The sequence below is a fragment of the Mucilaginibacter angelicae genome (genome assembly GCF_042434235.1).
Classification (GTDB): domain Bacteria; phylum Bacteroidota; class Bacteroidia; order Sphingobacteriales; family Sphingobacteriaceae; genus Mucilaginibacter; species Mucilaginibacter angelicae.
In genome coordinates this window covers 185,445-211,924 of sequence record NZ_JBHLTS010000024.1, presented here as the reverse complement: position 1 = coordinate 211,924, position 26,480 = coordinate 185,445, and the positions used below count along the sequence as shown (strand labels likewise).

Annotated in this window: 21 protein-coding genes and 5 tRNA genes; all 26 read left to right on the top strand. The window is 40.6% G+C overall.

The features are described from left to right. Positions 1 to 4: 4 nt before the first annotated feature. On the top strand, positions 5 to 1,495 hold the full coding sequence (locus ACFFGT_RS18905) for a SusD/RagB family nutrient-binding outer membrane lipoprotein (protein ID WP_377024086.1): 1,491 nt from the start codon (positions 5 to 7) through the stop codon (positions 1,493 to 1,495). A 190-nt stretch (positions 1,496 to 1,685) separates the two neighbouring features. Beyond that, the gene (locus tag ACFFGT_RS18900; RefSeq protein ID WP_377024085.1) at positions 1,686 to 3,128 is read left to right on the top strand and encodes a TlpA family protein disulfide reductase; all 1,443 of its coding nucleotides are present in this window, start codon (positions 1,686 to 1,688) and stop codon (positions 3,126 to 3,128) included. A 203-nt stretch (positions 3,129 to 3,331) separates the two neighbouring features. Further along, positions 3,332 to 4,003: a hypothetical protein gene (locus ACFFGT_RS18895; protein WP_377024084.1), complete on the top strand. Its 672-nt coding sequence runs from the start codon at positions 3,332 to 3,334 to the stop codon at positions 4,001 to 4,003. A gap of 102 nt (positions 4,004 to 4,105) precedes the next feature. Continuing rightward, positions 4,106 to 4,297 (top strand): 30S ribosomal protein S21, encoded by a 192-nt coding sequence (rpsU, locus tag ACFFGT_RS18890; protein ID WP_090528691.1) that lies wholly within the window; start codon positions 4,106 to 4,108, stop codon positions 4,295 to 4,297. Positions 4,298 to 4,386: 89 nt separating this feature from the next. Continuing rightward, a complete protein-coding gene (locus ACFFGT_RS18885; protein WP_377024083.1) occupies positions 4,387 to 5,298 on the top strand; it encodes a tyrosine-type recombinase/integrase in 912 nt (303 codons plus the stop codon). 12 nt (positions 5,299 to 5,310) lie between these two features. Then, positions 5,311 to 5,658 (top strand): ribosome hibernation-promoting factor, HPF/YfiA family, encoded by a 348-nt coding sequence (gene hpf, locus ACFFGT_RS18880; RefSeq protein WP_377024082.1) that lies wholly within the window; start codon positions 5,311 to 5,313, stop codon positions 5,656 to 5,658. A 240-nt stretch (positions 5,659 to 5,898) separates the two neighbouring features. Further along, positions 5,899 to 5,971 (top strand) — tRNA-Thr (locus tag ACFFGT_RS18875). 65 nt (positions 5,972 to 6,036) lie between these two features. After that, a tRNA-Tyr gene (locus ACFFGT_RS18870) sits at positions 6,037 to 6,117 on the top strand. A 122-nt stretch (positions 6,118 to 6,239) separates the two neighbouring features. Further along, positions 6,240 to 6,312 (top strand) — tRNA-Gly (locus ACFFGT_RS18865). A 97-nt stretch (positions 6,313 to 6,409) separates the two neighbouring features. Next, positions 6,410 to 6,481, top strand: a tRNA-Thr gene (locus ACFFGT_RS18860). 59 nt (positions 6,482 to 6,540) lie between these two features. Further along, positions 6,541 to 7,728, top strand: coding sequence for an elongation factor Tu (gene tuf / locus ACFFGT_RS18855; protein ID WP_290324709.1), 1,188 nt, complete (start codon positions 6,541 to 6,543; stop codon positions 7,726 to 7,728). An 83-nt stretch (positions 7,729 to 7,811) separates the two neighbouring features. Further along, positions 7,812 to 7,882, top strand: a tRNA-Trp gene (locus tag ACFFGT_RS18850). A gap of 18 nt (positions 7,883 to 7,900) precedes the next feature. Then, positions 7,901 to 8,095 carry a preprotein translocase subunit SecE gene (gene secE, locus ACFFGT_RS18845; RefSeq protein ID WP_090529653.1) on the top strand — a complete coding sequence of 65 codons (195 nt, stop codon included), beginning with the start codon at positions 7,901 to 7,903 and terminating at the stop codon, positions 8,093 to 8,095. 16 nt (positions 8,096 to 8,111) lie between these two features. After that, the gene (gene nusG, locus ACFFGT_RS18840) at positions 8,112 to 8,654 is read left to right on the top strand and encodes a transcription termination/antitermination protein NusG (protein WP_377024081.1); all 543 of its coding nucleotides are present in this window, start codon (positions 8,112 to 8,114) and stop codon (positions 8,652 to 8,654) included. A 198-nt stretch (positions 8,655 to 8,852) separates the two neighbouring features. Then, on the top strand, positions 8,853 to 9,293 hold the full coding sequence (gene rplK, locus ACFFGT_RS18835) for a 50S ribosomal protein L11 (RefSeq protein WP_330859560.1): 441 nt from the start codon (positions 8,853 to 8,855) through the stop codon (positions 9,291 to 9,293). A gap of 108 nt (positions 9,294 to 9,401) precedes the next feature. Further along, positions 9,402 to 10,100, top strand: coding sequence for a 50S ribosomal protein L1 (rplA, locus tag ACFFGT_RS18830; RefSeq protein WP_091145359.1), 699 nt, complete (start codon positions 9,402 to 9,404; stop codon positions 10,098 to 10,100). Positions 10,101 to 10,102: 2 nt separating this feature from the next. After that, complete coding sequence (gene rplJ, locus ACFFGT_RS18825) at positions 10,103 to 10,621, top strand: 50S ribosomal protein L10 (protein ID WP_110585431.1); 519 nt, start codon at positions 10,103 to 10,105, stop codon at positions 10,619 to 10,621. Between the two features lie 61 nt (positions 10,622 to 10,682). Next, positions 10,683 to 11,066 carry a 50S ribosomal protein L7/L12 gene (gene rplL / locus ACFFGT_RS18820; protein ID WP_073405423.1) on the top strand — a complete coding sequence of 128 codons (384 nt, stop codon included), beginning with the start codon at positions 10,683 to 10,685 and terminating at the stop codon, positions 11,064 to 11,066. A gap of 249 nt (positions 11,067 to 11,315) precedes the next feature. Continuing rightward, positions 11,316 to 15,119, top strand: coding sequence for a DNA-directed RNA polymerase subunit beta (gene rpoB / locus ACFFGT_RS18815; RefSeq protein ID WP_377024080.1), 3,804 nt, complete (start codon positions 11,316 to 11,318; stop codon positions 15,117 to 15,119). Positions 15,120 to 15,229: 110 nt separating this feature from the next. After that, positions 15,230 to 19,519 carry a DNA-directed RNA polymerase subunit beta' gene (rpoC, locus tag ACFFGT_RS18810; protein WP_377024079.1) on the top strand — a complete coding sequence of 1,430 codons (4,290 nt, stop codon included), beginning with the start codon at positions 15,230 to 15,232 and terminating at the stop codon, positions 19,517 to 19,519. A 226-nt stretch (positions 19,520 to 19,745) separates the two neighbouring features. Continuing rightward, a complete protein-coding gene (locus ACFFGT_RS18805; RefSeq protein WP_377024078.1) occupies positions 19,746 to 20,057 on the top strand; it encodes a DUF3467 domain-containing protein in 312 nt (103 codons plus the stop codon). A 160-nt stretch (positions 20,058 to 20,217) separates the two neighbouring features. Further along, positions 20,218 to 21,045 (top strand): polysaccharide biosynthesis/export family protein, encoded by an 828-nt coding sequence (locus ACFFGT_RS18800; RefSeq protein ID WP_377024077.1) that lies wholly within the window; start codon positions 20,218 to 20,220, stop codon positions 21,043 to 21,045. An 18-nt stretch (positions 21,046 to 21,063) separates the two neighbouring features. Continuing rightward, positions 21,064 to 23,472, top strand: coding sequence for a GumC family protein (locus ACFFGT_RS18795; RefSeq protein ID WP_377024076.1), 2,409 nt, complete (start codon positions 21,064 to 21,066; stop codon positions 23,470 to 23,472). A gap of 47 nt (positions 23,473 to 23,519) precedes the next feature. Next, positions 23,520 to 24,560 carry an FAD-binding oxidoreductase gene (locus ACFFGT_RS18790; RefSeq protein ID WP_377024075.1) on the top strand — a complete coding sequence of 347 codons (1,041 nt, stop codon included), beginning with the start codon at positions 23,520 to 23,522 and terminating at the stop codon, positions 24,558 to 24,560. Positions 24,561 to 24,590: 30 nt separating this feature from the next. Continuing rightward, positions 24,591 to 25,361 carry a glucose-1-phosphate cytidylyltransferase gene (rfbF, locus tag ACFFGT_RS18785; protein ID WP_377024074.1) on the top strand — a complete coding sequence of 257 codons (771 nt, stop codon included), beginning with the start codon at positions 24,591 to 24,593 and terminating at the stop codon, positions 25,359 to 25,361. A gap of 1 nt (position 25,362) precedes the next feature. After that, positions 25,363 to 26,439, top strand: a complete 1,077-nt coding sequence (rfbG, locus tag ACFFGT_RS18780; RefSeq protein ID WP_377024073.1) for a CDP-glucose 4,6-dehydratase — start codon at positions 25,363 to 25,365, stop codon at positions 26,437 to 26,439. The last annotated feature ends 41 nt before the right edge of the window (positions 26,440 to 26,480 follow it).

Below are 26,480 nucleotides of genomic sequence, written 5' to 3'. Positions count from 1 at the left end.
AATCATGAAAAAATCATATATCAGTAAATATATAATCGGGGCTGGTATGTTTATACTTGCCTCATGTAAAGTGGGCGGCGATTTAAACGTTAACCCCAACCAGTCACCTAACGCGCAAACCGGTTACCTGTTAACCAGTGCGCTGCAGTATTTGGGTGGTATTAACGGTGCTGGTGCAACAACCAACATCAACTCGTTCACCGGCGAATTATATTCACAATATCTTGCCGAAACATTTTATACCAGCGAATCGCAGTTTTCATTAAAGCAATATGACTACCAGGGTTATTACACTGGCCCGCTTGAAGATTTGAAAACCCTGATCCAGTTTAATACCGATCCGGCTAAGAAAAGCCTGCAGTCGACAATTAAATTTGGTTCAAATGCTAATCAGATAGCATCAGCACGTATTTTAAGGGCGTTTATATACCTTACTATTACCGACAGGTGGGGCGATATCCCATACTCTCAGGCATTGAACGGCGTATCCGGATTAACACCTGTGTTTGATGCGCAAAAAGATATCTATGCAGCATTGATGAAAGAGCTGGATGAGGCACAGGCTCAGTTCGATACTGGTGCTGCCTTATCAAGTGATATCTTATTTGGTGGCGATGCCACAAAATGGAAACATTGGGCGAACTCTTTACATGCTGTTATGGCATTAAGGCTTTCAAAAGTTGATCCTGCAACAGGTAAAGCAGAATATGCAAAAGCGGTAGCCGGAGGTTTAATGACCTCAAACGATGATAACGCTGTTTATGATTACCTTGCTATCCAAACTAACGAAAACCCTTATTTTACTAATTACCGCAACCGTTATGATTATGCTGTAAGCAGCCTGGTGGTTAATACCTTAAGCGGCCTTAATGATCCAAGGTTAGCGGTGTATGCAGCACAAACAGCTTCAAAAACATACGTAGGTTTACCTTACGGTACTTTTGGCGATGCTTTAGGCAATTATAACAAAGGAACACGCAGTAAACCTGGTAACGTATCATTAATTGGTTTGGCTGTTTCGGGCCAGGCTTCACCAACTGTTTGGACATCATATGCCCAGATCATGTTTACCCAGGCCGAAGCTGCTCACCTTAACTGGATTGCCGGTGGTGATGGCGCTGCTGCCGATTTCTATAAAAAAGGTATAGCTGCATCTCTGGAGCAAAACGCTGTTAGCTCGGCCGACGAAAGTGCTTATCTTGCACAGGCATCAGTTCAGTTTTCGGCTGCAAACGCTATGAACCTGATCATGACCCAGAAATGGATTGCTGGTTTCTTAGGCAACGGTTGGGAGTCATGGGCAGAATACCGCCGTACAGGCTTGCCTAAACTGCTTGACCCGGTTCCGGGTTCATTAAGCCCTGATCAAAAGATCCCCCGCAGGCAACAATACCCGCAAACTGAGTTTGACCTTAACAAAACTAATTACAATGCTGTAATTGCCCGTCAGGGCCCGGATGCGCTTAATACAAGAGTATACTGGGATAAACAATAATTGTTGATTACAGATCATTATAATAACAAAGGCTGCCTATGGCGGCCTTTGTTGTTTATGGGGACAACATTGCTGTATTAATGTAGAAACTTATAAGGGCCTGGAGGCGGGGCATTGCACAGATTTAAGATTTTTTAACAAATGGCATTTCTTAAAAAAGCTATCTTAGTTATATAATCTTAAACCTTTCATGAAAATCAAATGTATCCTGCTCTCGTTTATCATTTTTCTATTTTACAATCCAATTATCGCTCAACAAAAGCAGCCAGTCATTAAAAGTGATAAACCGGTAAGCTTTAGTAAGCGTACTGCATTTCTCAATCATCCAAAAGTATCAGATTTAAAACAGCAAAAACAGGAAGTAATTATAACCGGTAAGCTGGTAAATTTTAATAACCGTGTAGTGTTACTCGATTATTCTGAGCTATTGTACTTAAAACCCCCGGAAAGCAACCTGCAAATCGTCCCTGATACCAATGGTAACTTTTCTATCAAATTCAATTTAAAAGAGGCAAACTACTTTCTTTTAGGACGAAATGAGCTTTATCTTTCGCCCGGGGATGTGTTGAATGTTGTTATAGATAATAACGCGCCCGAAAAATCGGTGTTTCGTGGTTCAGGAACTGCGGCTGATAATTACCTTAAAACTGTGCCGTTTCCCAAAGCAGGTTCGTATTTGGATGGTGGTTTTAATATTAAGCATACATTACAGCAAACTCTTGATACAGTTTTGCAATTAGCTCAGGCCCGGCGGGATAATCTTAAAACTATTAAAGGGCTATCCAATGCTTTTGCTGATATTGAAAGGGCGCGTATAGAAGCCGATTTGTTTAGCAGTTTCAAATTGTTTGCAGGGCTTTTTATCAGAAGGAACAAGGTGCCTGAGAGTAAAAAGGACTCCATATTTGCCGAGACAAAAAAACTTTTAGATCCTTTATGGGATGAATATGCTGTAAACCTCATGAATGCCGAAAACCTTAAGGTTGAAGCATTCAGAAGTAATTACTACAGCATTCTCGATAGTTATGAAAGAAAACATATTCCTGTTGATGCCCAATTGAAAGATTGGCAATATGCTTATGAACTGGTTTACCGGGTAAACCAGGTGGATGATAAAAAGATGCTGGCAACCTTTTTGCCTAAAATAGATTCGATAAAAAACCGCAGCTACCGGGAAGCAGCTAAGGAAACGCTTACCGGTAAACTGGAATTTACTACTGGCGATGAGGCCAGGGATTTTACTGCTTTTAATGCAAATGATCAACAGGTAAAGTTGAGTAGTTTAAAAGGTAAAGTAATCTTCATTGATTTTTGGGCCACATGGTGCGGCCCCTGTCTTGAGGAAATGCCATACTTTGAAAAGCTTAAAAAACAATATGAAAGTAATGCAGATATAGCATTCATTGCTTTAAGTGTGGGTGATAATAAAAAGATATGGAAAGATCATTTGAAAAAAAATAATGCTACAGGCATGCAGCTATTTGCCGATGTAATAGAACTGAAGGCATATAAGATACTTTCAATACCAAGGGTTGTAATTATTAACAAGGATTTTAGGGTGGCAATGCTTTACGGGCCCGTACCGTCAAACCCAGGGTTAAAGGATTACCTGGACGGGCTTTTGAAGAAATAATTGACTCTATTTCGCCTTGTTAAGTTCATATTTAATAAATGAGAAGATCCTACCTTATCGTAATCATGTTGTTCCTTTTAACTTTAAATAAAAGTTATGGTATCTGCATGCTCTTAAAATCAGATACAGGAAAATGGTTCTCCGTACTGCAAGGCAATCATTTTCCAATATATCCCTCAATTAAAGAGCGTAATATTATCAAAATGAGGACCGACTTGCATAGAAAGCAATCTTTTGTAGCATATAATCAAATATTCAGTATTCGCATAGATTCAGATTTTGTAAACGCGAAACTGATCCGTACGGGATGGGATGATGGGATTTTTGATACAAGGCATGGTTTTTACCGGCATGATCCTGCAAGTGTTGTTCCGGCGGGATTTGCTGAACTTTCGGCTACTGACAGGGAGAAGTTTAAAATAACCATCAATCAGGATTCTGTTAAGCAAATGAAGGATACCGTGTGTTATTATGCAGGTAACATGCACAGGTGCCTTTACACGGTAGTGCCAGTTACACTCAATAACCAATCAGCCGATACCTTGAGCTATATTAATATGTCGTGTTCATGGCTCGATATATTTACAACCAATGCCGAAAATGTAAGATTAATCCCGTCAAATTTGATGGACTGTTTTAAAAATAGCCCTTCCATTTACAAGGTTGCTCCTTATCAGCAGGTAACGTTTTATATACCGGTGTATTTTTTAACTGATACTGGCAAAGGCAAGTTGTTTACATCTAAAGGTTTTAAAATAGGGATGAGTTTGTACAAGGATATTGAAGGGGCTCAGCTGCCTTTTGATATGCGCGGGCTAACGCTTCGACGGGAAACTGATAATGTTATATGGAGCAATGAAATTGTGGCGCGGTAATGTAATGGTCTTTAATCAAAAAAATAATTCCGGCTCTCTCTTTGATATTCAAAACATTGTGATTATCTTTGCCCTCCCTTGAAAGGAGGTATTTTAGGAATTATGATCATTATTAACGTAAAAGACGGCGAATCATTAGACAAAGCATTGAAACGCTTCAAAAAGAAATTCGAAAAAACAGGTGTTTTAAGAGAACTACGCAGTCGTCAGGCTTTCGAAAAGAAATCTGTAACCCGTCGTCATGTTGTTAAACATGCTATCTACAAACAGACTTTGAACCAGGAAACTGTTTAATTCTTGTTGAAAGAATTTTTTTCAGATTTCTTAACACTATATTAAAACTATTTGTACATTCATAATCCCGGATGTATAAATAGTTTTTTATGTTTTTAGCGCGTTTTATCCAATACATCAAATATGAAAAGCGGTATTCAGTCCATACTGTTTCCGCATATCAGTCTGATCTGGATCAGTTCATGCGCTTTTTAAACAATCCCGGCGGTGCCGATCCCGCACCCGAGCCGGTTATTACCCATCCATCGCAGATAAGCTATCATGATATCCGTAACTGGATGGTTGAGCTTATTGACCAAAAACTTACAGGCCGATCGGTTAACCGCAAAATGGCCACGCTGCGCAAATACTTTAAATTTTTACTGCAGGAAGGTGTTGTTGAAACTAACCCGGTATCCAGGGTACGGTCGCAAAAAGTTGCTAAAACCTTGCCCGTAGTAGTTGAAGATGCACGCCTCACAAAAATGTTAGATAGTGATGACATTTTTACAAATGACTTTCCGGGCCTGCGCGATAAGCTTGTTATTGAAATGCTGTTTGGCACCGGCATCCGCCTCGCCGAGCTGTTAGGTATTAAAGAACAGGACCTTAGCCTTGATGCGGGAGTAGTGAAAGTGTTGGGCAAGCGCAACAAGGAACGCATCATTCCTATCAACAATGAGCTGAAGATCCTGCTGCCCGAATATTTGGAGTTAAAGAAAAATCAAAATTTTGATAACAATTCCTTTACATTGATCGTTACAAATAAAGGAGCCGATGCTTATCCGAAATTGATCTATTTAATAGTGCAGAAATACCTCTCCAACATATCAACCCAAAACAAGCGGAGCCCGCATGTGCTCAGGCATACGTTTGCAACCACTATGCTAAATAACGGGGCCGATTTAAATTCAATTAAAGAACTTTTGGGGCATGCTAATTTAAGTGCTACCCAAATTTACACGCACAATTCAGTTGAACGACTAAAATCTATTTATAAACTCGCCCATCCAAAGGCTTAAAAAGGAGGAAACATGAAAATTACAGTGCAGTCAATTCATTTCACCGCAGACAAGAAACTTTTAGATTTTATTCAGAAAAAAGCGGATAAGCTTGATACGTTTTATGATCATATTATTAGCGGTGAAGTTTACTTAAAGCTTGAGAATGTGGAAGATGAGGCCAACAAGATAACGGAGATAAAATTGTTGCTGCCCGGAAATCAGATATTTGCTAAAGAGAAGTGTAAGAGTTTTGAGGAAGCAACCGACCTGGCTGTTGAAAGCCTGAGGAAGCAGATTGAAAAGCATAAACAAAAGAAAGCCATTGCTGATGCTACAGCCAAAAAAGCTGTTTTAACGGCAGCAGAGGACGGTTTTTAATATTATAAAGGGCTTGGTTTAAGCCTAAATCGGCAGGTTTTTAGCCTGCCGATTTTTTTTGATAAAAAATTTTGCAGCGATAATAATTTTTGTAGATTTGCAGTCCCTTTCGGGGAGGTATTTAACGCCTCAAAAAAAAGTTAAAATAGTTCTTTTAAATATCAAAAAGCTTATTACTTTTGCCGCTCGATTAACGGAAGCCATAAGGCCCCAATAATTAACCAGGCAAATTAAATATAAGCCTCCTTAGCTCAGCTGGTAGAGCAACTGACTTGTAATCAGTAGGTCATTGGTTCGATCCCGATAGGAGGCTCAGTTTTTTTCGGATTGAGGTGTTTAGCTTCAATTTTGGACATCCCAAATCCGGAAACAACTACTGGGGGGATACCAGAGCGGTCAAATGGGACGGACTGTAAATCCGTTGCTTCGGCTACGAAGGTTCGAATCCTTCTCCCCCCACATATTGAGTAGGCAGTTTATAGTTCGCAGTTAGCAATAAGTTAACGGAATTGTAAACTGCTGACTTGATTAAAGAGGTTTGAGGTTTCATTAATTGAAATCATAAGCCGAAAGCTTAACAAGCGGAAGTAGCTCAGTTGGTAGAGCGATAGCCTTCCAAGCTATAGGTCGCGAGTTCGAACCTCGTCTTCCGCTCGGTTACAGAAGGCAGTTAGCTGTGTGTAGTTTGCAGTTATATAGATAACTAACAACTGCAAACTGACAACTGGTAACTGAAAACTAAAGAAAATAAGCCGACGTAGCTCAGGGGTAGAGCACTTCCTTGGTAAGGAAGAGGTCATGGGTTCAAATCCCATTGTTGGCTCAGTGTTATAAAACATACATTTAAAGTTAAAATTAACCTACAAAAATAATTTATAGATCATGGCAAAAGAAAAGTTTGACCGCAGTAAGCCGCACTTAAACATCGGTACAATCGGTCACGTTGACCACGGTAAAACAACCCTTACCGCAGCTATTACTAAGGTTTTGGCTGATGCAGGTTTATCAGAAGCTCGTTCATTTGATTCAATTGACTCGGCTCCTGAAGAAAAAGAACGTGGTATTACCATCAACACTGCCCACGTTGAATATTCAACAGCTAACCGTCACTATGCACACGTTGACTGTCCAGGTCACGCGGATTATGTGAAAAACATGGTTACTGGTGCTGCTCAGATGGACGGTGCAATCATTGTAGTTGCTGCAACTGATGGTCCGATGCCACAAACCCGCGAACACATCCTGTTGGCACGTCAGGTAGGTGTACCTGCACTTGTTGTTTTCATGAACAAGGTTGACATGGTTGATGATCCGGAATTATTAGAATTAGTAGAAATGGAAATTCGTGAATTATTATCATTCTACGAATATCCAGGTGATGATATCCCAGTTATCCAGGGTTCTGCATTAGGTGGTCTTAACGGCGATCCTACCTGGGTTGGTAAAATCATGGAGTTAATGGATGCTGTAGATAGCTACATCCCAATCCCTCCACGTTTGACAGATCTTCCTTTCTTAATGCCTGTTGAAGACGTATTCTCAATCACTGGTCGTGGTACTGTTGCTACCGGTCGTATTGAGCGTGGTGTAATCAACTCAGGTGAGCAAGTTGACATCCTTGGTATGGGTGCTGAAAACTTGAAATCAACTGTAACTGGTGTTGAGATGTTCCGTAAGATCCTTGATCGCGGTGAAGCTGGTGATAACGTAGGTTTATTGTTACGTGGTATTGAGAAAACTGATATCCGTCGTGGTATGGTTATCTGCAAACCAGGTTCAGTAACTCCTCACACCGATTTCAAAGCAGAAGTTTACGTATTATCAAAAGCAGAAGGTGGCCGTCACACTCCATTCTTCAACAAATACCGCCCACAATTCTATTTCCGTACAACTGACGTAACTGGTGAGATTTCATTAGCCGAAGGTGTAGAAATGGTTATGCCAGGTGATAACGTTACAATCACTGTAAAGTTGATCAACGCTATCGCAATGGAAAAAGGCTTACGTTTCGCTATCCGTGAAGGTGGCAGAACAGTAGGTGCTGGTCAGGTAACTGAAATCTTGAAATAATAATATTTCAATAAAAAGGTTAATTTGAAAACATAAGTTTAGCCTTCAATGGCAAACTTATGTTTTCTTATTATAAATAACACACGGGAATAGTTCAACGGTAGAATAGAGGTCTCCAAAACCTTTGATCAGGGTTCGAATCCTTGTTCCCGTGCTTAAGCACAATATAAAAATGGCAGGCGTAGCTGAATATATTAAAGAGTCATACATCGAGTTAACCGAAAAGGTTACCTGGCCTACATGGCGTGAGCTGCAAAGCAGCGCTGTTTTGGTATTGGTTGCCGCTATAATTATTGCGCTGGTTATCTTAGGTATGGACCAGATCATTAATTATTTGCTTAAACTGTTTTACACATCGCTAACATAATATCAGGGAGAAGGAGATGAGTGATCAATTAAAATGGTATGTAGTTAGGGCTATTAGTGGTAAGGAGAAAAAAGTTAAACAATATATAGATGCCGAAATTAGCCGTTTGGGCATTAGTCATTTGGTACCACAGGTATTAATACCTACCGAAAAGTATTACCAGATGCGCGATGGAAAGAAGATCGCTAAAGAGCGTAACTACTTTCCCGGCTATGTGCTTATGGAAGCTGTTTTAGATGGCGAAACCGAGCACATCATAAAAAATATAAACAGCGTTATAGGTTTCCTGGGTGATAAAGCCGGAAATGCTATCCCGCTTCGCCAGGCAGAAGTTAACCGTATTTTAGGTAAGGTTGATGAGATGAGTGCCCAGGGCGAAACTATGAACGTACCTTACTATGTAGGTGAGGCCGTTAAAGTTATGGACGGGCCTTTCAACGGTTTCAGCGGCGTTATTGAAGAAGTTAACGAAGAGAAAAAGAAACTGAAAGTAATGGTAAAGATATTTGGGCGCCGTACGCCGCTTGAATTGAATTACATGCAGGTAGAGAAAGAATAAGTTTGGTGAACGGTGAGTGGTTGATTAAGTGAATAGTTAACTGCCGCAATTATCTAAACATTAATAAAATATAATAGAGTATTGAAATGTGTAAATGAGGCAACTGCTCACCACTCACAAAATCAACCACTCACTAAAACCTTAAATGTTACTTAGCTTCCACTTACTAACATTGAGTTATAATTAAAGTAAATTAAAATGGCAAAAGAGATCGGTGCAATGGTAAAGCTGCAAGTTAAAGGCGGCGCCGCAAACCCATCACCTCCAATTGGCCCTGCATTGGGTGCAAAGGGTGTGAACATCATGGAGTTTTGCAAGCAATTTAATGCACGTACCCAGGACAAACCTGGTAAAATATTGCCTGTTTTGATTACTGTTTATGTTGACAAATCTTTCGAGTTTATCATCAAAACCCCACCGGTTGCAATCCAGTTATTGGAAGCAACAGGTTTAAAAAGTGGTTCAGCAGAGCCCAACCGTAAAAAAGTTGCCAATGTAAATTGGGAGCAGGTTGAAACTATTGCTAAGGATAAAATGGTAGATCTGAACGCATTTACAGTTGAATCAGCCATGAAAATGGTGGCAGGTACTGCCCGTAGTATGGGAATCACCGTATCAGGTACGGCTCCCTGGAATTAAATTGATTTTGGATAGCGGATTTTTGATTTCAGATTTTTATAAATCTCAAGTCTCTGATCTCAAATCTCAAATCAAGAATTAAAAATTTATACAAATCAGTTTAAGACAGTGGCAAGATTAACAAAAAATCAAAAAGCGGCACTCTCCAAAATTGAGGCAAACAAATCGTATTCATTAGAAGCTGCATCAGCTTTGGTAAAGGAATTAACCTTAACTAAATTTGATTCATCAGTTGATATAGACGTTCGTTTAGGTGTTGACCCGCGTAAAGCCAATCAAATGGTGCGTGGTATTGCAACATTACCTCATGGAACCGGCAAAACTGTACGTGTATTGGTGCTTTGTACTCCTGATAAGGAACAAGAAGCAAAAGATGCAGGTGCGGACTTTGTAGGTTTGGATGATTATATTGCCAAGATTGAAGGTGGATGGACTGATGTTGATATTATCATCACTATGCCAAGTGTTATGGCTAAGGTAGGTCGTTTAGGTCGTATATTAGGCCCGCGTAACCTTATGCCAAACCCTAAATCAGGTACAGTAACCCCAGAAGTTGGTAAAGCTGTAACTGAGGTTAAAGGTGGTAAAATCGACTTCAAAGTTGATAAAACAGGTATCATCCATACCTCAATAGGAAAAGCATCTTTCCCTGCAGATAAAATTTATGAGAATGCATTAGAAGTATTGCAAACCATCTCTAAATTAAAACCTTCTGCAGCAAAAGGTACATACTTCAAGAGCATTCATATCTCTTCAACTATGTCGCCGGGAATTACAGTTGAAACTAAATCAGTAGCGGGGATCTAATCATGAATAAAGAAGAAAAATACGACCTTGTTGTAGCCCTAACTGAGCAAATGCAGGAGTTCGGTAACTTTTATATTACTGATACTTCAGATCTGACAGTTGCAAAAATCAACGACATCCGTCGTCAATGTTTCGAAAGCGACATTACGATGAAAGTAGCAAAAAATAGCTTGATTAAAAAAGCTATGGAAGCTGCAGGCGGCGATTACAGCCCAATATTTGATGTATTAAAGGGTTCATCATCAATCTTTTTTTCAAAATCAGCAACAGCTCCGGCCAAGTTGATCAAACAATTAAGGAAAAAAGGTGAAAAACCAATTTTAAAAGCAGCTTATATTGATTCAGCGATCTTTATCGGTGACAACCAGATTGACACTTTGATCAAACTAAAATCAAAAGAGCAGCTGATTGGCGAAGTTATTGGATTACTACAATCACCAGCAAAAAATGTTATTTCGGCATTACAATCAGGCGGAAATACAATTGCAGGCCTTGTAAAAACATTACAGGAAAGAGGTTAACGAACACCTTTAAGTTCGATAATAACAAACAAAAAGCATTAAAAGTAAAAATTTAAATAAAATGGCGGATTTAAAAGCGTTTGCTGAACAGTTGGTAAACTTAACAGTAAAAGAAGTAAACGAATTAGCTCAAATCTTAAAAGATGAGTATGGTATTGAGCCTGCTGCTGCAGCTGTAGCTGTTGCTGCTGCTCCTGCTGGTGGCGATGATGCCCCTGCTGCTGAAGCAGTACAAACTGCATTTGACGTTATCCTGAAAGAAGCAGGCGGCGCTAAATTAGCAGTTGTTAAATTAGTAAAAGACTTAACTGGCCTTGGTTTGAAAGAAGCTAAAGATCTTGTTGATGGTGCACCAAAAGAAGTTAAAACTGGTGTAACTAAAGAAGAAGCTGAATCTTTGAAAAAACAATTAGAAGAAGCCGGAGCAGTAGTTGAGGTTAAGTAATTTAACCTACTGAAATATAGCATCGAGACTCCGACCATAACGGTCGGGGTCTATTGCTGTTTATAAAGGTTTGGAGTGCAGATATCCGATAGGAGATGATAGATATGAGATTTAAGATATGAGATTTTTGCCGCTTGGTTTAGCGGCATCTGTCTGAATCGTATTTCTGTTCTCAAATCTCAATGCTCATGTCTCAAATCCTAAATCTCACATCTATCAAGTTTATTAATAAACTAAAATTTAAATACCTTGGCAAACAATAATAATCAAAGAGTAAACTTTGCAACCAGCAGAAAGGTGCTTGAGTACCCTGATTTTCTGGATGTTCAGTTACAATCTTTCCAGGAATTTTTTCAATTGGAAACCACTTCCGACAACCGTTATAAAGAAGGGCTGTTTAAAGTGTTTGCCGAAAACTTTCCTATTTCAGATTCAAGAAACATCTTTGTCCTGGAGTTTCTTGACTACTTTATTGATCCGCCACGTTATGATATACAAGAGTGTATTGAACGCGGATTAACTTACAGTGTACCATTAAAAGCCAAGCTTCGCCTGTCATGTAATGATGAGGAGCACGAAGATTTTGAAACAATTGTACAGGATGTGTACCTGGGTACTATCCCATACATGACCCCTAAAGGTACATTTGTTATTAATGGTGCCGAGCGTGTAATTGTATCACAGTTACACCGTTCGCCAGGTGTGTTCTTTGGTCAGAGCCGCCATACCAACGGTACAAAATTATACTCGGCCCGTGTTATCCCTTTCAAAGGTTCATGGATTGAGTTTGCTACAGACGTTAACAACGTGATGTATGCTTACATTGACCGTAAAAAGAAATTCCCGGTTACTACGCTGCTTCGTGCCATAGGTTATGACTCTGATAAAGATATATTAGAGCTGTTTGAACTGGCCGACGAGGTTAAAGTAAGCAAATCAGGCCTTAAAAAATATATTGGCCGTAAGCTTGCTGCAAGGGTACTTAAAACATGGATTGAAGACTTTGTGGATGAAGATACCGGTGAGGTAGTTTCTATCCCTCGTAATGAGATCATCCTTGAGCGTGAAACCTTACTGGAAGACGATCATATTGATATGATCATCGACTCTGGTGTTAAAACCATCATCCTGAACAAGGAAGATGCTTCAACCAGCGGTGATTATACTATTATATACAATACCTTACAGAAAGATACTTCCAACTCTGAAAAGGAAGCGGTTGAGCACATCTACCGCCAGTTACGTAACGCTGAACCACCTGATGAAGAAACAGCACGTGGTATCATCGACCGTTTATTCTTTTCAGATAAAAGATATGACCTGGGCGATGTGGGCCGCTACCGCATCAACCGTAAATTAAAACTGAGTACTTCGGAAGAAACTAAAGTTTTAACCAAGCAGGATATCATCGCGATTGTTAAATACCTGATCAAATTAATCAACTCAAAAGCCGAGGTGGATGATATTGATCACTTGTCAAACCGTCGTGTACGTACCGTTGGTGAGCAGCTTTACGCTCAGTTTGGCGTAGGTTTAGCACGTATGGCCCGTACCATCCGTGAGCGTATGAACATTCGTGATAACGAGGTGTTCACACCAACCGACCTGATCAACGCGCGTACATTATCATCTGTGATCAACTCGTTCTTCGGAACAAACCAGTTATCACAGTTCATGGACCAAACCAATCCACTGGCAGAGATCACGCACAAGCGTCGTCTGTCAGCCTTAGGCCCCGGCGGTCTGTCACGTGAGCGTGCAGGTTTCGAGGTTCGTGACGTTCACTACACCCACTACGGTAGGTTGTGTACTATCGAAACTCCCGAAGGCCCGAACATTGGTTTGATCTCTTCACTTTGCGTACACGCCAAAATTAACAACTTAGGCTTTATCGAAACACCGTACAAACGCGTGGTTGATGGTAAGGTAATGGTTGACGAGCCGGTTATCTATTTATCTGCCGAAGATGAAGACGGTAAAACCATTGGCCAGGCAAACGCGGTGTATGATGATAAAGGTGTGTTTGAATTGCCACGTGTAAAAGCACGTTTCGAGGGTGACTTCCCGGTTATCGAGCCAGAGCGTCTGGACTTAATGGACATCGCGCCAAACCAGATCACCTCAATAGCGGCTTCATTGATTCCGTTCCTGGAGCATGATGACGCTAACCGTGCATTGATGGGTTCAAACATGCAACGCCAGGCCGTACCATTGTTACGCCCTGAAGCGCCGATTGTTGGTACCGGTTTGGAAGGCCGTGTTGCAAAAGATTCTCGTACCCTGATCAACGCCGAAGGCGATGGTGTGGTTGAGTATGTTGATGCCAATGAAATCCGTATTAAATATGACCGTAACGAACTTGATCGTTTGATCTCGTTTGAAGGAGATAGCAGAAGCTACCGCTTAACCAAGTTTAAGAAAACCAACCAAAGCACCACCATGAACCTTAAGCCTATTGTTAAAAAAGGCCAGAGGGTTGAAAAAGGTGAAGTACTTTGCGAAGGTTACGCTACCCAAAATGGCGAGCTTGCATTAGGCCGTAACCTTAAAGTAGCGTTCATGCCTTGGCAGGGATATAACTTTGAGGATGCGATTGTGATCTCTGAGCGCGTTGTTTCACAAGATATCTTTACTTCAATCCACGTTGAAGAGTTCGAGCTTGAAGTTCGTGACACTAAACGCGGTGAGGAAGAGTTAACACCGGATATCCCTAACGTATCAGAAGAAGCTACTAAAGACCTTGACGAAGACGGTATCATCCGTGTAGGCGCCGAGGTTAAAGAAGGCGACATCCTGATTGGTAAGATCACCCCTAAAGGTGAATCAGACCCATCACCGGAAGAAAAACTGTTACGTGCTATATTTGGTGATAAAGCAGGCGACGTTAAAGATGCTTCATTGAAAACCCCGCCGTCAATTGCCGGTGTTGTTATCGATACCAAATTGTTCTCCCGTGCTAAGAAAACTTCAAAAGCTGAAGAAAAAGCACAGCTGGAAAAATTGGATAACAAGCATGATAAAGCTGTAAAAGATCTGAAAAATACTTTGATCGAAAAGTTATTTGAGATCGTTAACGGCAAAACTTCGCAAGGCGTTTACAACGTTTACAAAGAGTTACAGGTTCCTAAAGGTGTTAAATTCACCCAGAAAATATTAGTTGAGCTTAATTACGATAACATTAACCCAACTAAATGGACTACTGATGATGATAAAAACGATCAGATCAAGATCCTTCTTCACAACTTTAACATTAAGTACAATGAAGAGCTGGGTGCTTACCGTCGTGATAAATTCGCTATCAGTGTGGGTGATGAGCTTCCATCAGGTATCGTGCAAATGGCTAAAGTTTACATCGCTAAAAAGCGTAAGCTTAAAGTGGGTGATAAAATGGCAGGCCGTCACGGTAACAAAGGTATTGTTGCGCGTATTGTACGTGACGAAGACATGCCTTTCCTTGAAGACGGAACACCGGTTGATATTGTGTTGAACCCGCTGGGTGTACCTTCACGTATGAACCTGGGCCAGATCTACGAAACCGTATTGGGCTGGGCCGGTAAAGAGCTTGGTGTAAAATTCGCTACCCCTATTTTTGATGGTGCAAGCCATGAAGAAGTGGAAGAGTGGGTTAAGAAAGCCAACTTACCTGAATCGGGCCGTACTTATTTATACAATGGTTTAACAGGTGATCGTTTTGATCAGCAAACTACTGTAGGTATTATCTACATGCTGAAATTAGGTCACATGGTTGATGATAAGATGCACGCCCGTTCAATCGGACCGTACTCACTGATCACACAACAGCCATTGGGTGGTAAAGCACAATTTGGTGGTCAGCGTTTTGGTGAGATGGAGGTTTGGGCACTGGAAGCATTTGGTGCATCAAACATACTGCAGGAGATATTGACCGTTAAATCGGATGATGTTATCGGCCGTGCCAAAACATATGAGGCTATTGTTAAAGGTGAAAACCTGCCAACGCCATCAGTTCCTGAATCATTCAACGTATTGGTTCATGAGTTACGCGGCTTAGGTTTGGATATCACATTAGAATAAGGTTAAAGCTTAAAGGCTAAAGGTGAAAGGTTAGGGCAAGTCCAAAAACCTTTTACCTTTCACCTTTTCCCTTTCGCCTAAAAATTACCTTTAAAAAATCAAAGTAGACTATGTCTTACAAAAAGGATAATAAAATCAAAAGTAACTTTACCACCATTACCATCAGTTTAGCCTCTCCCGAGTCTATCCTTGAGCGTTCGAGCGGTGAAGTTTTAAAGCCGGAAACCATTAACTACCGTACTTACAAACCTGAGCGTGATGGTTTGTTTTGCGAGCGTATTTTTGGCCCGGTTAAAGATTATGAGTGCCATTGCGGTAAATACAAACGTATCCGTTACAAAGGTATCGTGTGCGACCGTTGTGGTGTTGAAGTAACCGAAAAGAAAGTACGTCGTGAGCGTATGGGCCACATCAACCTGGTGGTGCCTGTTGCGCATATCTGGTACTTCCGTTCGTTACCAAACAAAATTGGTTATTTATTAGGCCTGCCTACAAAAAGGTTAGATCTTATTATATACTACGAGCGTTATGTAGTTATCCAAGCAGGTATTAAAGAAGCAGACGGAATCAACAAAATGGATTTCCTTACTGAAGAAGAATACCTTGACGTATTAGATACCCTTCCAAAAGAAAACCAGTACCTTGACGACAAAGATCCGCAGAAATTTGTTGCCAAAATGGGTGCAGAAGCTCTGGAAGAATTATTAAAACGCCTTGACCTTGATGAATTATCATTCAGCCTGCGTCACCAGGCAGCAAACGAAACTTCACAACAACGTAAAAACGAAGCTTTAAAACGTTTACAGGTTGTTGAGGCTTTCCGTGATGCAAAAACCAGGATTGAAAATAACCCTGAGTGGATGATCGTTAAGATCGTTCCGGTTATCCCTCCTGAGTTGCGTCCCTTAGTACCACTGGAAGGTGGCCGTTTCGCTACTTCAGATTTGAATGACCTTTACCGTCGTGTAATTATCCGTAACAACCGTTTAAAACGTTTGATCGAGATTAAAGCACCTGAGGTAATTTTACGTAACGAAAAACGTATGTTACAGGAAGCTGTAGATTCGTTGTTCGATAACTCACGTAAAGTTAACGCGGTAAAAACCGAAGGTAACCGTGCATTGAAATCACTTTCAGACATCCTGAAAGGTAAACAAGGCCGTTTCCGTCAAAACTTATTAGGTAAACGTGTGGATTACTCTGCCCGTTCGGTAATTGTTGTAGGGCCAAACCTTAAATTACACGAGTGCGGTTTACCAAAAGATATGGCTGCCGAGCTGTTTAAACCGTTTATCATCCGCAAAATGATTGAGCGTGGTGTGGTTAAAACAGTAAAATCTGCCAAAAAGATTGTTGACCGTAAAGACCCATTGGTTTGGGATATTCTGGAAAACGTATTGAAAGGACACCCTGTATTACTAAACCGTGCGCCTACGCTTCACAGGTTAGGTATCCAGTCGTTCCAGCCAAAACTGGTTGAAGGTAAAGCGATTCAATTGCACCCATTAACCTGTACAGCATTCAACGCGGATTTTGACGGTGACCAGATGGCCGTTCACGTACCACTTGGTAACGCGGCAATTTTGGAAGCCCAGATCCTGATGCTTGCTTCGCACAACATCCTTAACCCTGCCAATGGTACGCCAATCACTGTACCATCTCAGGACATGGTGCTTGGTTTGTACTACATAACCAAAGGCCGTAAAACCGATGAAACACGTGTGGTTAAAGGCCAGGGTTTAACTTTTTACTCTGCCGAAGAAGTAATCATCGCTTATAACGAAAAGAAACTCGACCTGCATGCCTTTATTAAAGTTAAAGCTTTCACTAAAGAGCGCGATGGTAAAATTGTAAGCAAAATTATTGATACTACTGTAGGCCGCGTGTTGTTTAACCAGCATGTACCGGTTGAAGTAGGTTATATCAATGAGCTATTAACCAAAAAATCACTGCGTGATATCATTGGTGAGGTAGTGAAAATTACCGGTATGGCACGTGCTGCCCAGTTCCTTGATGATATTAAGGAATTAGGTTTCAAAATGGCATTCCAGGGTGGTTTATCATTTAACCTGAAGGATATCAATATCCCTGCTGAAAAAGTTACTTTGATCGAAACAGCTTCTAAACAAGTTGACGAGGTTATGGGTAACTACAACATGGGTTTCATCACTAACAATGAGCGTTACAACCAGATCATCGATATTTGGACACGTATCAACAACCGCTTAACCGCGAATGTGATGGACATCCTGAGCAACGATAACCAGGGCTTCAACTCTGTTTACATGATGCTTGACTCAGGTGCCCGTGGTTCAAAAGAGCAGATCCGTCAGCTTGCAGGTATGCGTGGTTTGATGGCGAAACCTCAAAAATCAGGTTCAGGTGGTGAGATTATTGAAAACCCGATCCTTTCAAACTTTAAAGAAGGTTTGTCGGTATTGGAGTACTTTATCTCAACTCACGGTGCACGTAAAGGTTTGGCGGATACGGCGTTAAAAACAGCGGATGCTGGTTACTTAACACGTAGGCTGCATGACGTTGCCCAGGATATGATTGTTGGTGAGGTTGATTGCGGTACCTTAAGGGGTATTTACACAACAGCACTGAAAGACAACGAGGATATTGTTGAGCCATTATATGACCGTATTTTAGGTCGTACTACACTTCATGATGTTCATGACCCTATCACCAACGAACTGTTAGCTTTAGCCGGCCATGATATTACCGAAGAGGTAGCTAAGAAGATCGAGAATTCGCCGCTTGAAGGTATCGAGATCCGTTCGGTATTAACCTGCGAAAGTAAACGTGGCGTATGCGCATTGTGCTACGGCCGTAACCTTGCAAGCGGTAAACGCGTGCAAAAAGGCGAGGCTGTTGGTGTAATTGCTGCACAGTCAATCGGTGAGCCGGGTACACAGTTAACACTTCGTACATTCCACGTGGGTGGTACCGCATCAAACATCGCGGCTGAGTCACAGATCAACGCTAAATTTGATGGTATCATTGAATTTGAAAACGTACGTACCGTTACTTATGAAACTGCCGAAGACGGCGCTGTTGATGTGGTATTAGGCCGTTCGGGCGAATTCCGCATCATTGAAGCCGGAAGCAATAAAGTAATTGTTACCAACAACATTCCATATGGTTCATACCTGTATGTGAAAGATGGCAGCAAGATCACCAAAGGCGACCGTATCTGTTCATGGGATCCATACAATGCGGTAATTATATCTGAATTTGCAGGTATTGCCCAGTTTGATGCTGTATTGGAAGGTATTACTTTCCGTGAAGAAAGCGACGAGCAAACCGGTCACCGCGAAAAAGTGATCATTGATACAAGGGATAAAACTAAAAACCCTGCTATCCAGATTGCCGACACTAAAGGTAATATCATTAAAGGATATAACATCCCGGTAGGCGCCCACATCGCTGTTGATGAAGGCGACAAACTGCAAACAGGCCAGGTTATTGCTAAAATTCCTCGTTCAACCGGTAAAACCCGGGATATTACAGGTGGTTTACCACGTGTAACCGAGTTATTTGAGGCACGTAACCCTTCAAACCCTGCTGTAGTAACCGAAATTGACGGTGTGGTAACTTTAGGTGGTGTTAAACGTGGTAATCGCGAAATCACTATTGAATCAAAAGACGGCCAGGTTAAAAAATACCTTGTACCACTTTCAAAACACATCCTCGTACAGGATAATGACTTTGTTAAAGCCGGTATGCCACTGTCAGACGGTTCAATTTCACCTTCAGATATCCTTGCTATCAAAGGCCCTGCCGCTGTACAGGAATATCTTGTTAACGGTATCCAGGAAGTTTACCGCTTACAGGGTGTGAAGATCAACGATAAGCACTTTGAGGTTATTGTTCACCAGATGATGCAGAAAGTATCGATTGAGGATGCGGGCGATACCCGTTTCTTAGAGCGTGAAGCTGTTGACGGATGGGATTTCATGACCGAGAATGATGAAATTTATGACAAGAAAGTTATTACCGATCCAGGTGATTCAACTACATTAAAATCTGGTCAGATAGTTTCATTACGCCGCTTACGCGATGAAAACTCGGTATTGAAACGCCGCGACCTTAAACTGGTTGAAGTGCGTGATGCTATCCCTGCAACATCAAGCCCGATACTGCAAGGTATCACCAGGGCGTCGTTAGGCACCAAGTCGTTTATCTCGGCAGCATCGTTCCAGGAAACTACCAAAGTACTGAACGAAGCAGCTATCGCAGGTAAAAAAGATTTAATGCTTGGCCTGAAAGAAAACGTTATTGTAGGTCACTTAATACCTTCAGGTACCGGTTTACGTGAGTATGAAAATATCCGCGTAGGCTCCCAGGAAGAATTTGACCGCCTGATGGCTTCAAAAGCAGAAGAGTTGGAAGCTTAATTTTCAACGGTTTAAATATTTTACTAAGCCTCCCGGTTTTCCGGGAGGCTTTTTTTATGCTTTTTTTAAAATAGTTAAAACAAAAACTAAACACCTCTGTTCTACGTTCGACCTTGTGCAAGCAGGATACCGGGCTGGTCCGTATTCTTAAAAGCTATATATGGCTCAATATTTACCCAGCAAAAAAGACAGTTTACGAAGAATGTCTTTTTGTTATTTTAGTGGCATGGAAGAACAAAATGAAAATCAGCTCAACATTGAGCTGTCAGAAGAAATTGCAGAAGGTGTGTACTCAAACCTTGCTATCATTACTCACTCAAACTCTGAGTTTGTATTGGACTTTATCCGGGTTATGCCCGGGGTGCCCAAAGCCAGGGTAAAGTCGCGGATCATATTAACCCCCGAACATGCCAAACGTCTCCTTTCGGCATTGGAAGACAACATTGAAAAGTATGAAACTATTAACGGCCGTATCAAAGTACAGCCCGATCATCCAGGCTTTCCGATGAATTTTGGCGGCACAATGGGTCAAGCATAATTTTGATTATTATATTAAAATGCACTTTTGATTAAAAAAAAGTTACGCTTTTGGCGTATTTATGAAAAATTTAATAATAGTGTGTTGTATTTGAGAAAAAAGTGTATATATTGCAACGTTTTAAAACTTATACCTATAAAGACATGGGAGTCCTAATTTTATGAGAAAATCCTACATTGTAAATTCATTTTTACTTTTATTCATTTTGTTCATTTCTGCAGGGCTGTTTTCCTGTAACACATCAAAAAAGGTTAAATATTTTCAGAATATTCCGGATTCTGGACAGCTTAAAGCAATAGCTAAGGCGGAGTATGTTCCACTAAAAATCCAATCTGACGATATATTAACCGTAGTGGTTCAAACCATTGATCCTCAGAGTACATTGGTAATTAATTCGGCTAATTTGCCTACGGCAACAACCGGTTCAATATTAAGTGCTTCCAACGCAACGCTTAGCCCGGCAAATACGCAGATTGGTTCAGGTTATCTTGTTGATAAGGAGGGTTTTATATCTGTACCTATTTTGGGGAGAATAAAACTGGCCGGCCTTACTACAACTGCTGCTGCAGATACTGTAAAATCAGTTGCATCAAAATACTTTAAAGAGCCGGTAGCAACAGTACGCTTTGCCAATTTCAGGGTAAACATTACCGGCGAGGTTTTAAAGCCGGGTGTATATGTTTTACCAAACGAAAAAGTTAGCGTACTTGACGCAATAGCCTTAGCCGGTGATTTGACAATCTTTGGGAAGCGGGATAATGTTCTTTTAATAAGAGAAAACGAAGACGGAACAAAAACTCCTTATCGTTTTAATTTAAAAAAGACCGATGTAATGACATCGCCCTATTTTTATTTGCATCAAAATGATATGATCTATGTTGAACCTGGACCTGGAAAAGTTTCTGCAACAGATGCATCACAGGCGCGATACTACACTTTGATCGGATCGCTTCTATCAGTTCTCATTGTTTTATTTACCAGGAAATAACATTTTATTTAAAACGGAATGGATACTCAAAATCCTTTAAATCAAGTCTCGCAGAATCAAAATGAAGAGGCTGAATTTGATTTCAAGAAATTTTTAACAAAAATAGTTTCTAACTGGCCTCTTTTTGTAATAGGGGTGATCATATTTGGTTGTGCCGCTGTTTTTTATAAACGATACGCTGTTTCTGATTATAAGATCCATGCGATGATGCTCATTGATGATGATAAAGGAGCCAGCTCAAGCGGCAGCGCAATGGGTGGCTTAGGCGCTTTAACAGATATATCATCATTACTTGGGGTAACAAGCAACGCCGAAAATGAAGTTAACATATTAAAATCAAGGAGTGTTGTTACGGATGCTGTAAAGGACCTGAAGTTAAACATAATTGTTTACCGCAACGGCAGGATCAAGCAAACCGAATTATTTGACGAGGCCCCGTTTGAAGTTAAGCTGGTTTATAAAACAGATTCGCTTTTAGCGCGGAAGTATAATATTTCGATAGTTAATAATGATATCCATGTAACTAACAGTAAAGAGGATATTGATTTAAAAGCCTCTTTTAATCAAAAAATAAGCCTGCCTCAATATGATCTGTTTCTGATACGGAAGCAAAAGCCGGTTGATGAACACGGATATACAATTGTTATTACATCGGTTGAGTCGGCTGTTGAGAATTTATCAAAAGCGCTGGATGTAGGCTTGTCAAGTAAAACAACTACAACTATTGATTTAGCTCTGGGATATACAAACTCAAAAAAGGGCGAAGCTATCCTGAACAGGGTAATGGATGTTTACCTTACAGCTAACCGGGCCAATAAACTTCAGATTGCGGATAGCACGCTTGCCTTTATCAACCAGCGTTTAGACCTGGTGGGCAAAGAGCTTTCGGGTGTTGAAAAGCAATTTGAACAATTCCGTAAGCAAAATAAGATTGCCGATGTTGATGAGCAATCAAAAGCCCTGATTGGCGCTTCAAGCGATTTTCAGAAGCAATTAAGCACGCTTGATGTACAGCTTTCGGTAGCACAAGATCTGCAGAAGTTTTTGAGCAATCCTGTAAATAGAAAAGTTATCCCTTCAACAATGGGAGTGGATGTGGATGGGTTTTCAGAAACAGTTCAGCGGTATAACGAATTGTTACTTGAAAAAGATCGTCAGAGCATAGCAAGCACTGATAATAACCCATATGTTAAAACACTTGATACCCAAATTGAGAGTTTACATGGCATAATCCTTAAAAACTTAAATACCTACATAAAATCGCTTTTGGTTAGTAAAGGCAATTTACAGGGGCAAAATTCAAAGTTCAACGGACAGATAGAAAGCGTTCCTGCTATATCACGCCAGTTTCTTGATTACACCAGGCAGCAAACTGTTAAACAGGACCTGTACATATTCCTGCTTCAAAAAAGGGAAGAAACCGCTATATCTAAAACGTCAACAATTTCAAATGCAAGGATAATTGACGTTGCCAAGAGCGAATACGAGCCTAATAAATCAAAATCAACACTGATAGCACTTGTGTTGTTTGCGATGGGCTTCCTGGTGCCGCTGGCATTCGTTTACATACGTGAATTGTTTAATGTTACTATCAGCTACAAATCTGACGTAGAGGATGGAACTAAAATACCTATCGTAGGTGAAGTAAGCCATAACGAATCGCAGAACAGCCTTGTGGTTAACACTCAATCCCGCTCAATTATTTCTGAGCAGTTCAGGGCTTTACGTACCAACCTGCAATACCTGTTAAATTCAGATAAACCGCAGGTTATCATGGTAACCTCAAGTATGAGCGGCGAGGGCAAATCTTTTATCTCGTTAAACGTAGGCAGTGTATTGGCACTGAGCGGTAAAAAGGTATGTATGGTTGAGCTCGATTTGCGCAAACCTAAATTATCGCAAAGTTTGGGTATGGAAAGGGATAACGGCTTTTCAAACTACGTGATCTCATCAACCATGGATATCGACGAGATCCTGAAGCCAACCTGGTTTAGCGAAAACTGTTTCCTGGTTAGTTCGGGCTCTGTACCTCCAAACCCATCTGAGCTGTTGCTGCATGATAAGCTGGGTGTGATGATTGAGAAACTTAAGGAAAAGTTTGACTATATCATTATCGATAGTGCGCCAATTGGCCTTGTATCTGATGCGCTTATAATTGAAAAACATGTTGATATCACTTTGTATATCATCCGTCAAAAATATACGTATAAGTCGCAGTTGGGCATCATCAATGACCTGGTTTTAAATAAAAAACTCAAAAAGGCCTATCTGGTGATCAATGACATCGAATCTAAAAAGGCTGGTTATTATGGTGGCTATGGCTACGGTTATGGTTATGGCTACGGTTACGGCTATGGTTATGGCTACGTTGAAGATAATAAAGAAAAGAGCGGAACATGGTTGAGCCGTTTATTTAAAAAAGGCTAATTGATCCGTTTAGAAATAGAGTGTGTAAATATTTTAGTTAATTGATCATGTTGTCTTTTACACTACAGGTTATAGATATAAGAACTGAGACAAATGACACAGTTACTATATGTTTCAAACAACCTGGTTTAAAAAAAGTAAAATATCTGCCGGGACAATATCTTACGCTTGTTTTCAAAATAAATGGGCGTAAGTATAACAGGCCTTACTCGTTTTCATCGGCTCCCGGCGCCGATCCTTATTTGGAGGTAACCATAAAAAGGGTAACCGGTGGTGTAGTTTCAAATCACATCATCGACTTTTTAAAGATTGGCGATCAGGTAGAGGTTTTACCGCCAATGGGCGATTTTATATTCGACCCAACACTTATAGATAGTGATAAGCATATTATACTTTGGGGGGCCGGCAGCGGTATAACCCCTCTGATATCAATTGCTAAATATATACTTCATCATAAAACCGGAAATAAAATAACATTGATTTACGGTAACCGGGATTCTGAATCGGTGATTTTTAAAGACAAAATTGCAGAGCTCAGGAAAAACCATCATGAAGATTTAAAAACCTATCACTTCCATTCAAGGCTCAGGGTATCGGATAATAACCCGGATGTGATAGAAGGCAGGATAAGCCCGGCAAAAGTTCTTTCGGTAATGAAGCACGAGGTAGACCTGCAGAATACAATTCATTACATATGCGGGCCAACGGGGTTAAAAGAATCTGTGAAAGAAGTTTTACAGGACATTGAGGTTACCCCCAAACAAATATTTTCCGAAGATTTTGAGGTGGTGTTAAACCAGAAGGATCTTGAAAATATAACTACTCAGATTGTTGAAATAACAAAAGACGGCGTTCTTAATAAGGTTGAAGTTGTAAAAGGCAAAAGCATACTTGATGCAGGCCTTGATGCAGGAATTGATATAGATTACTCCTGTCAAACAGGTAGCTGCCTTGTTTGCAAAGCAAAGCTATTGGCAGGAGAGGTAAAAATGCCTAAACCCGCAGAGGAGTATGAGAAGTTGTTACCGGGTGAATGCCTTTTATGTTGCAGTTACCCTTTAACAGGTGACGTTCAGGTTAGTATTTAACAGAGGACACTTAACTTAATGAAAAAATAGATGAAAGTTGTATTACTGGCAGGAGGGTTAGGAACCCGTTTATCCGAAGAAACTGTTTTAAGGCCAAAACCTATGGTTGAAATTGGTGGCATGCCGATATTATGGCATATCATGAAAATTTATTCATCTCATGGGTTTAATGATTTTGTTATCTGTTTAGGTTACAAAGGCTACGTGATCAAAGAGTATTTTGCTAATTACTTTTTGCACAAATCTGATGTTACCATCGATCTGAAGGATAACTCTATCAAAGTACATGATTCACAGGCCGAGCCATGGACAATTACCCTGGTTGATACCGGTAATGAATCAATGACCGGCGGTCGTATTAAACGAATTAAAGAACATGTTGGTAACGAAACTTTCATGCTTACTTACGGCGACGGTGTAAGTAATGTTAACATTACCGAACTGGTTAAATATCATAAGGAAAAAGGCAAATTTTGCACAGTAACTTCTGTACAGCCATCAGGCCGTTTCGGTGCAATCAACCTAAACGAAGATAATTCGGTACACTCATTTATGGAGAAACCCAAAGGTGATGGTGCATGGATAAACGGTGGCTTTTTTGTATGCGAGCCAGCTGTATTTGACTTTATTGAAGGCGATAGCACTATTTGGGAAAGAGAACCAATGGAGCAAATAGCCAAAGCCGGCGAAATGGTAGCGTTTAATCACGAAGGTTTCTGGAAACCGATGGATACGCTGCGCGACAAGCATGAGCTTGAAGAAGATTGGTCACAAAATAAGGCAAAATGGAAAACCTGGTAATATGTTTAAACAATTAGAAACTATATACAAAGGAAAAAAGGTTTTTTTAACCGGCCATACGGGCTTTAAAGGCTCATGGATGTTAAAGATCCTGAAAATGCTTGGTGCCGAAATTACAGGATATGCACTGGCGCCTGAAAATGATTTTGATTTATTTCATTTAATTGAAGGCAACAGCATTTGTAACTCCATAATAGGCGACCTGCGTGATAAGGCTAAGCTTACCAAAGCAATAACTGATTGCCAGCCCGATTTTGTTTTTCACCTTGCAGCACAGCCTTTGGTTAGGTTATCCTACGATATCCCTTCCGAAACCTTTGAGGTAAATGCTATTGGTACCGCCAATGTACTTGATGGTGTAAGGCTGATAGAAAAAGCATGCCAGGTAGTATTAATTACTACCGATAAGGTATATCACAATAATGAGTGGGTTTATCCATATCGCGAAGGCGATCGTTTGGGTGGTTATGATCCGTATAGTGCAAGTAAAGCATGCGCTGAGCTGGTAATTGATTCATACAGAAATTCATTCTTTAATACTGCCGATTATGCAAGCCATAAAAAGTCGATAGCTGTTGGCCGTGCAGGTAACGTAATTGGTGGTGGAGATTGGGCAAAAGACCGCCTGATACCTGATATAGTAAGGTTCCTGTCGAAAGAGCAAAAAATAATTATCAGGAACCCCAATTCCGTAAGGCCATGGCAGCATGTACTGGAACCTTTAGTTGGTTATTTGCTATTGGGAAGCCGCATGGTATCAGAGCCGGTAACCTTTGCCGATGCTTACAACTTTGGCCCTGGCCTCAGTGATGCCCTGCCGGTTCATGAAATGGTTGATTTAGCTATTAAAAACTGGGGTAAAGGTGAAGTTGAGATCTTCAATTCGGATAAACAGCCGCATGAAGCAGGTTTGTTGAAACTGGATATAAGCAAGGCAATGGCTAACCTTAACTGGAAACCAAAATACCAGGCAACAGAAACCATTAAGAAAACAATTGACTGGTATAAATTTTATTTCAGTAACCGTAACGAGATTAATCAATTTACAGAAACTCAAATTATTGAGTTTGTAAATTAAAAATATAGAGTAAAAGACAGAAAATCCTTAAAACCCCTTTA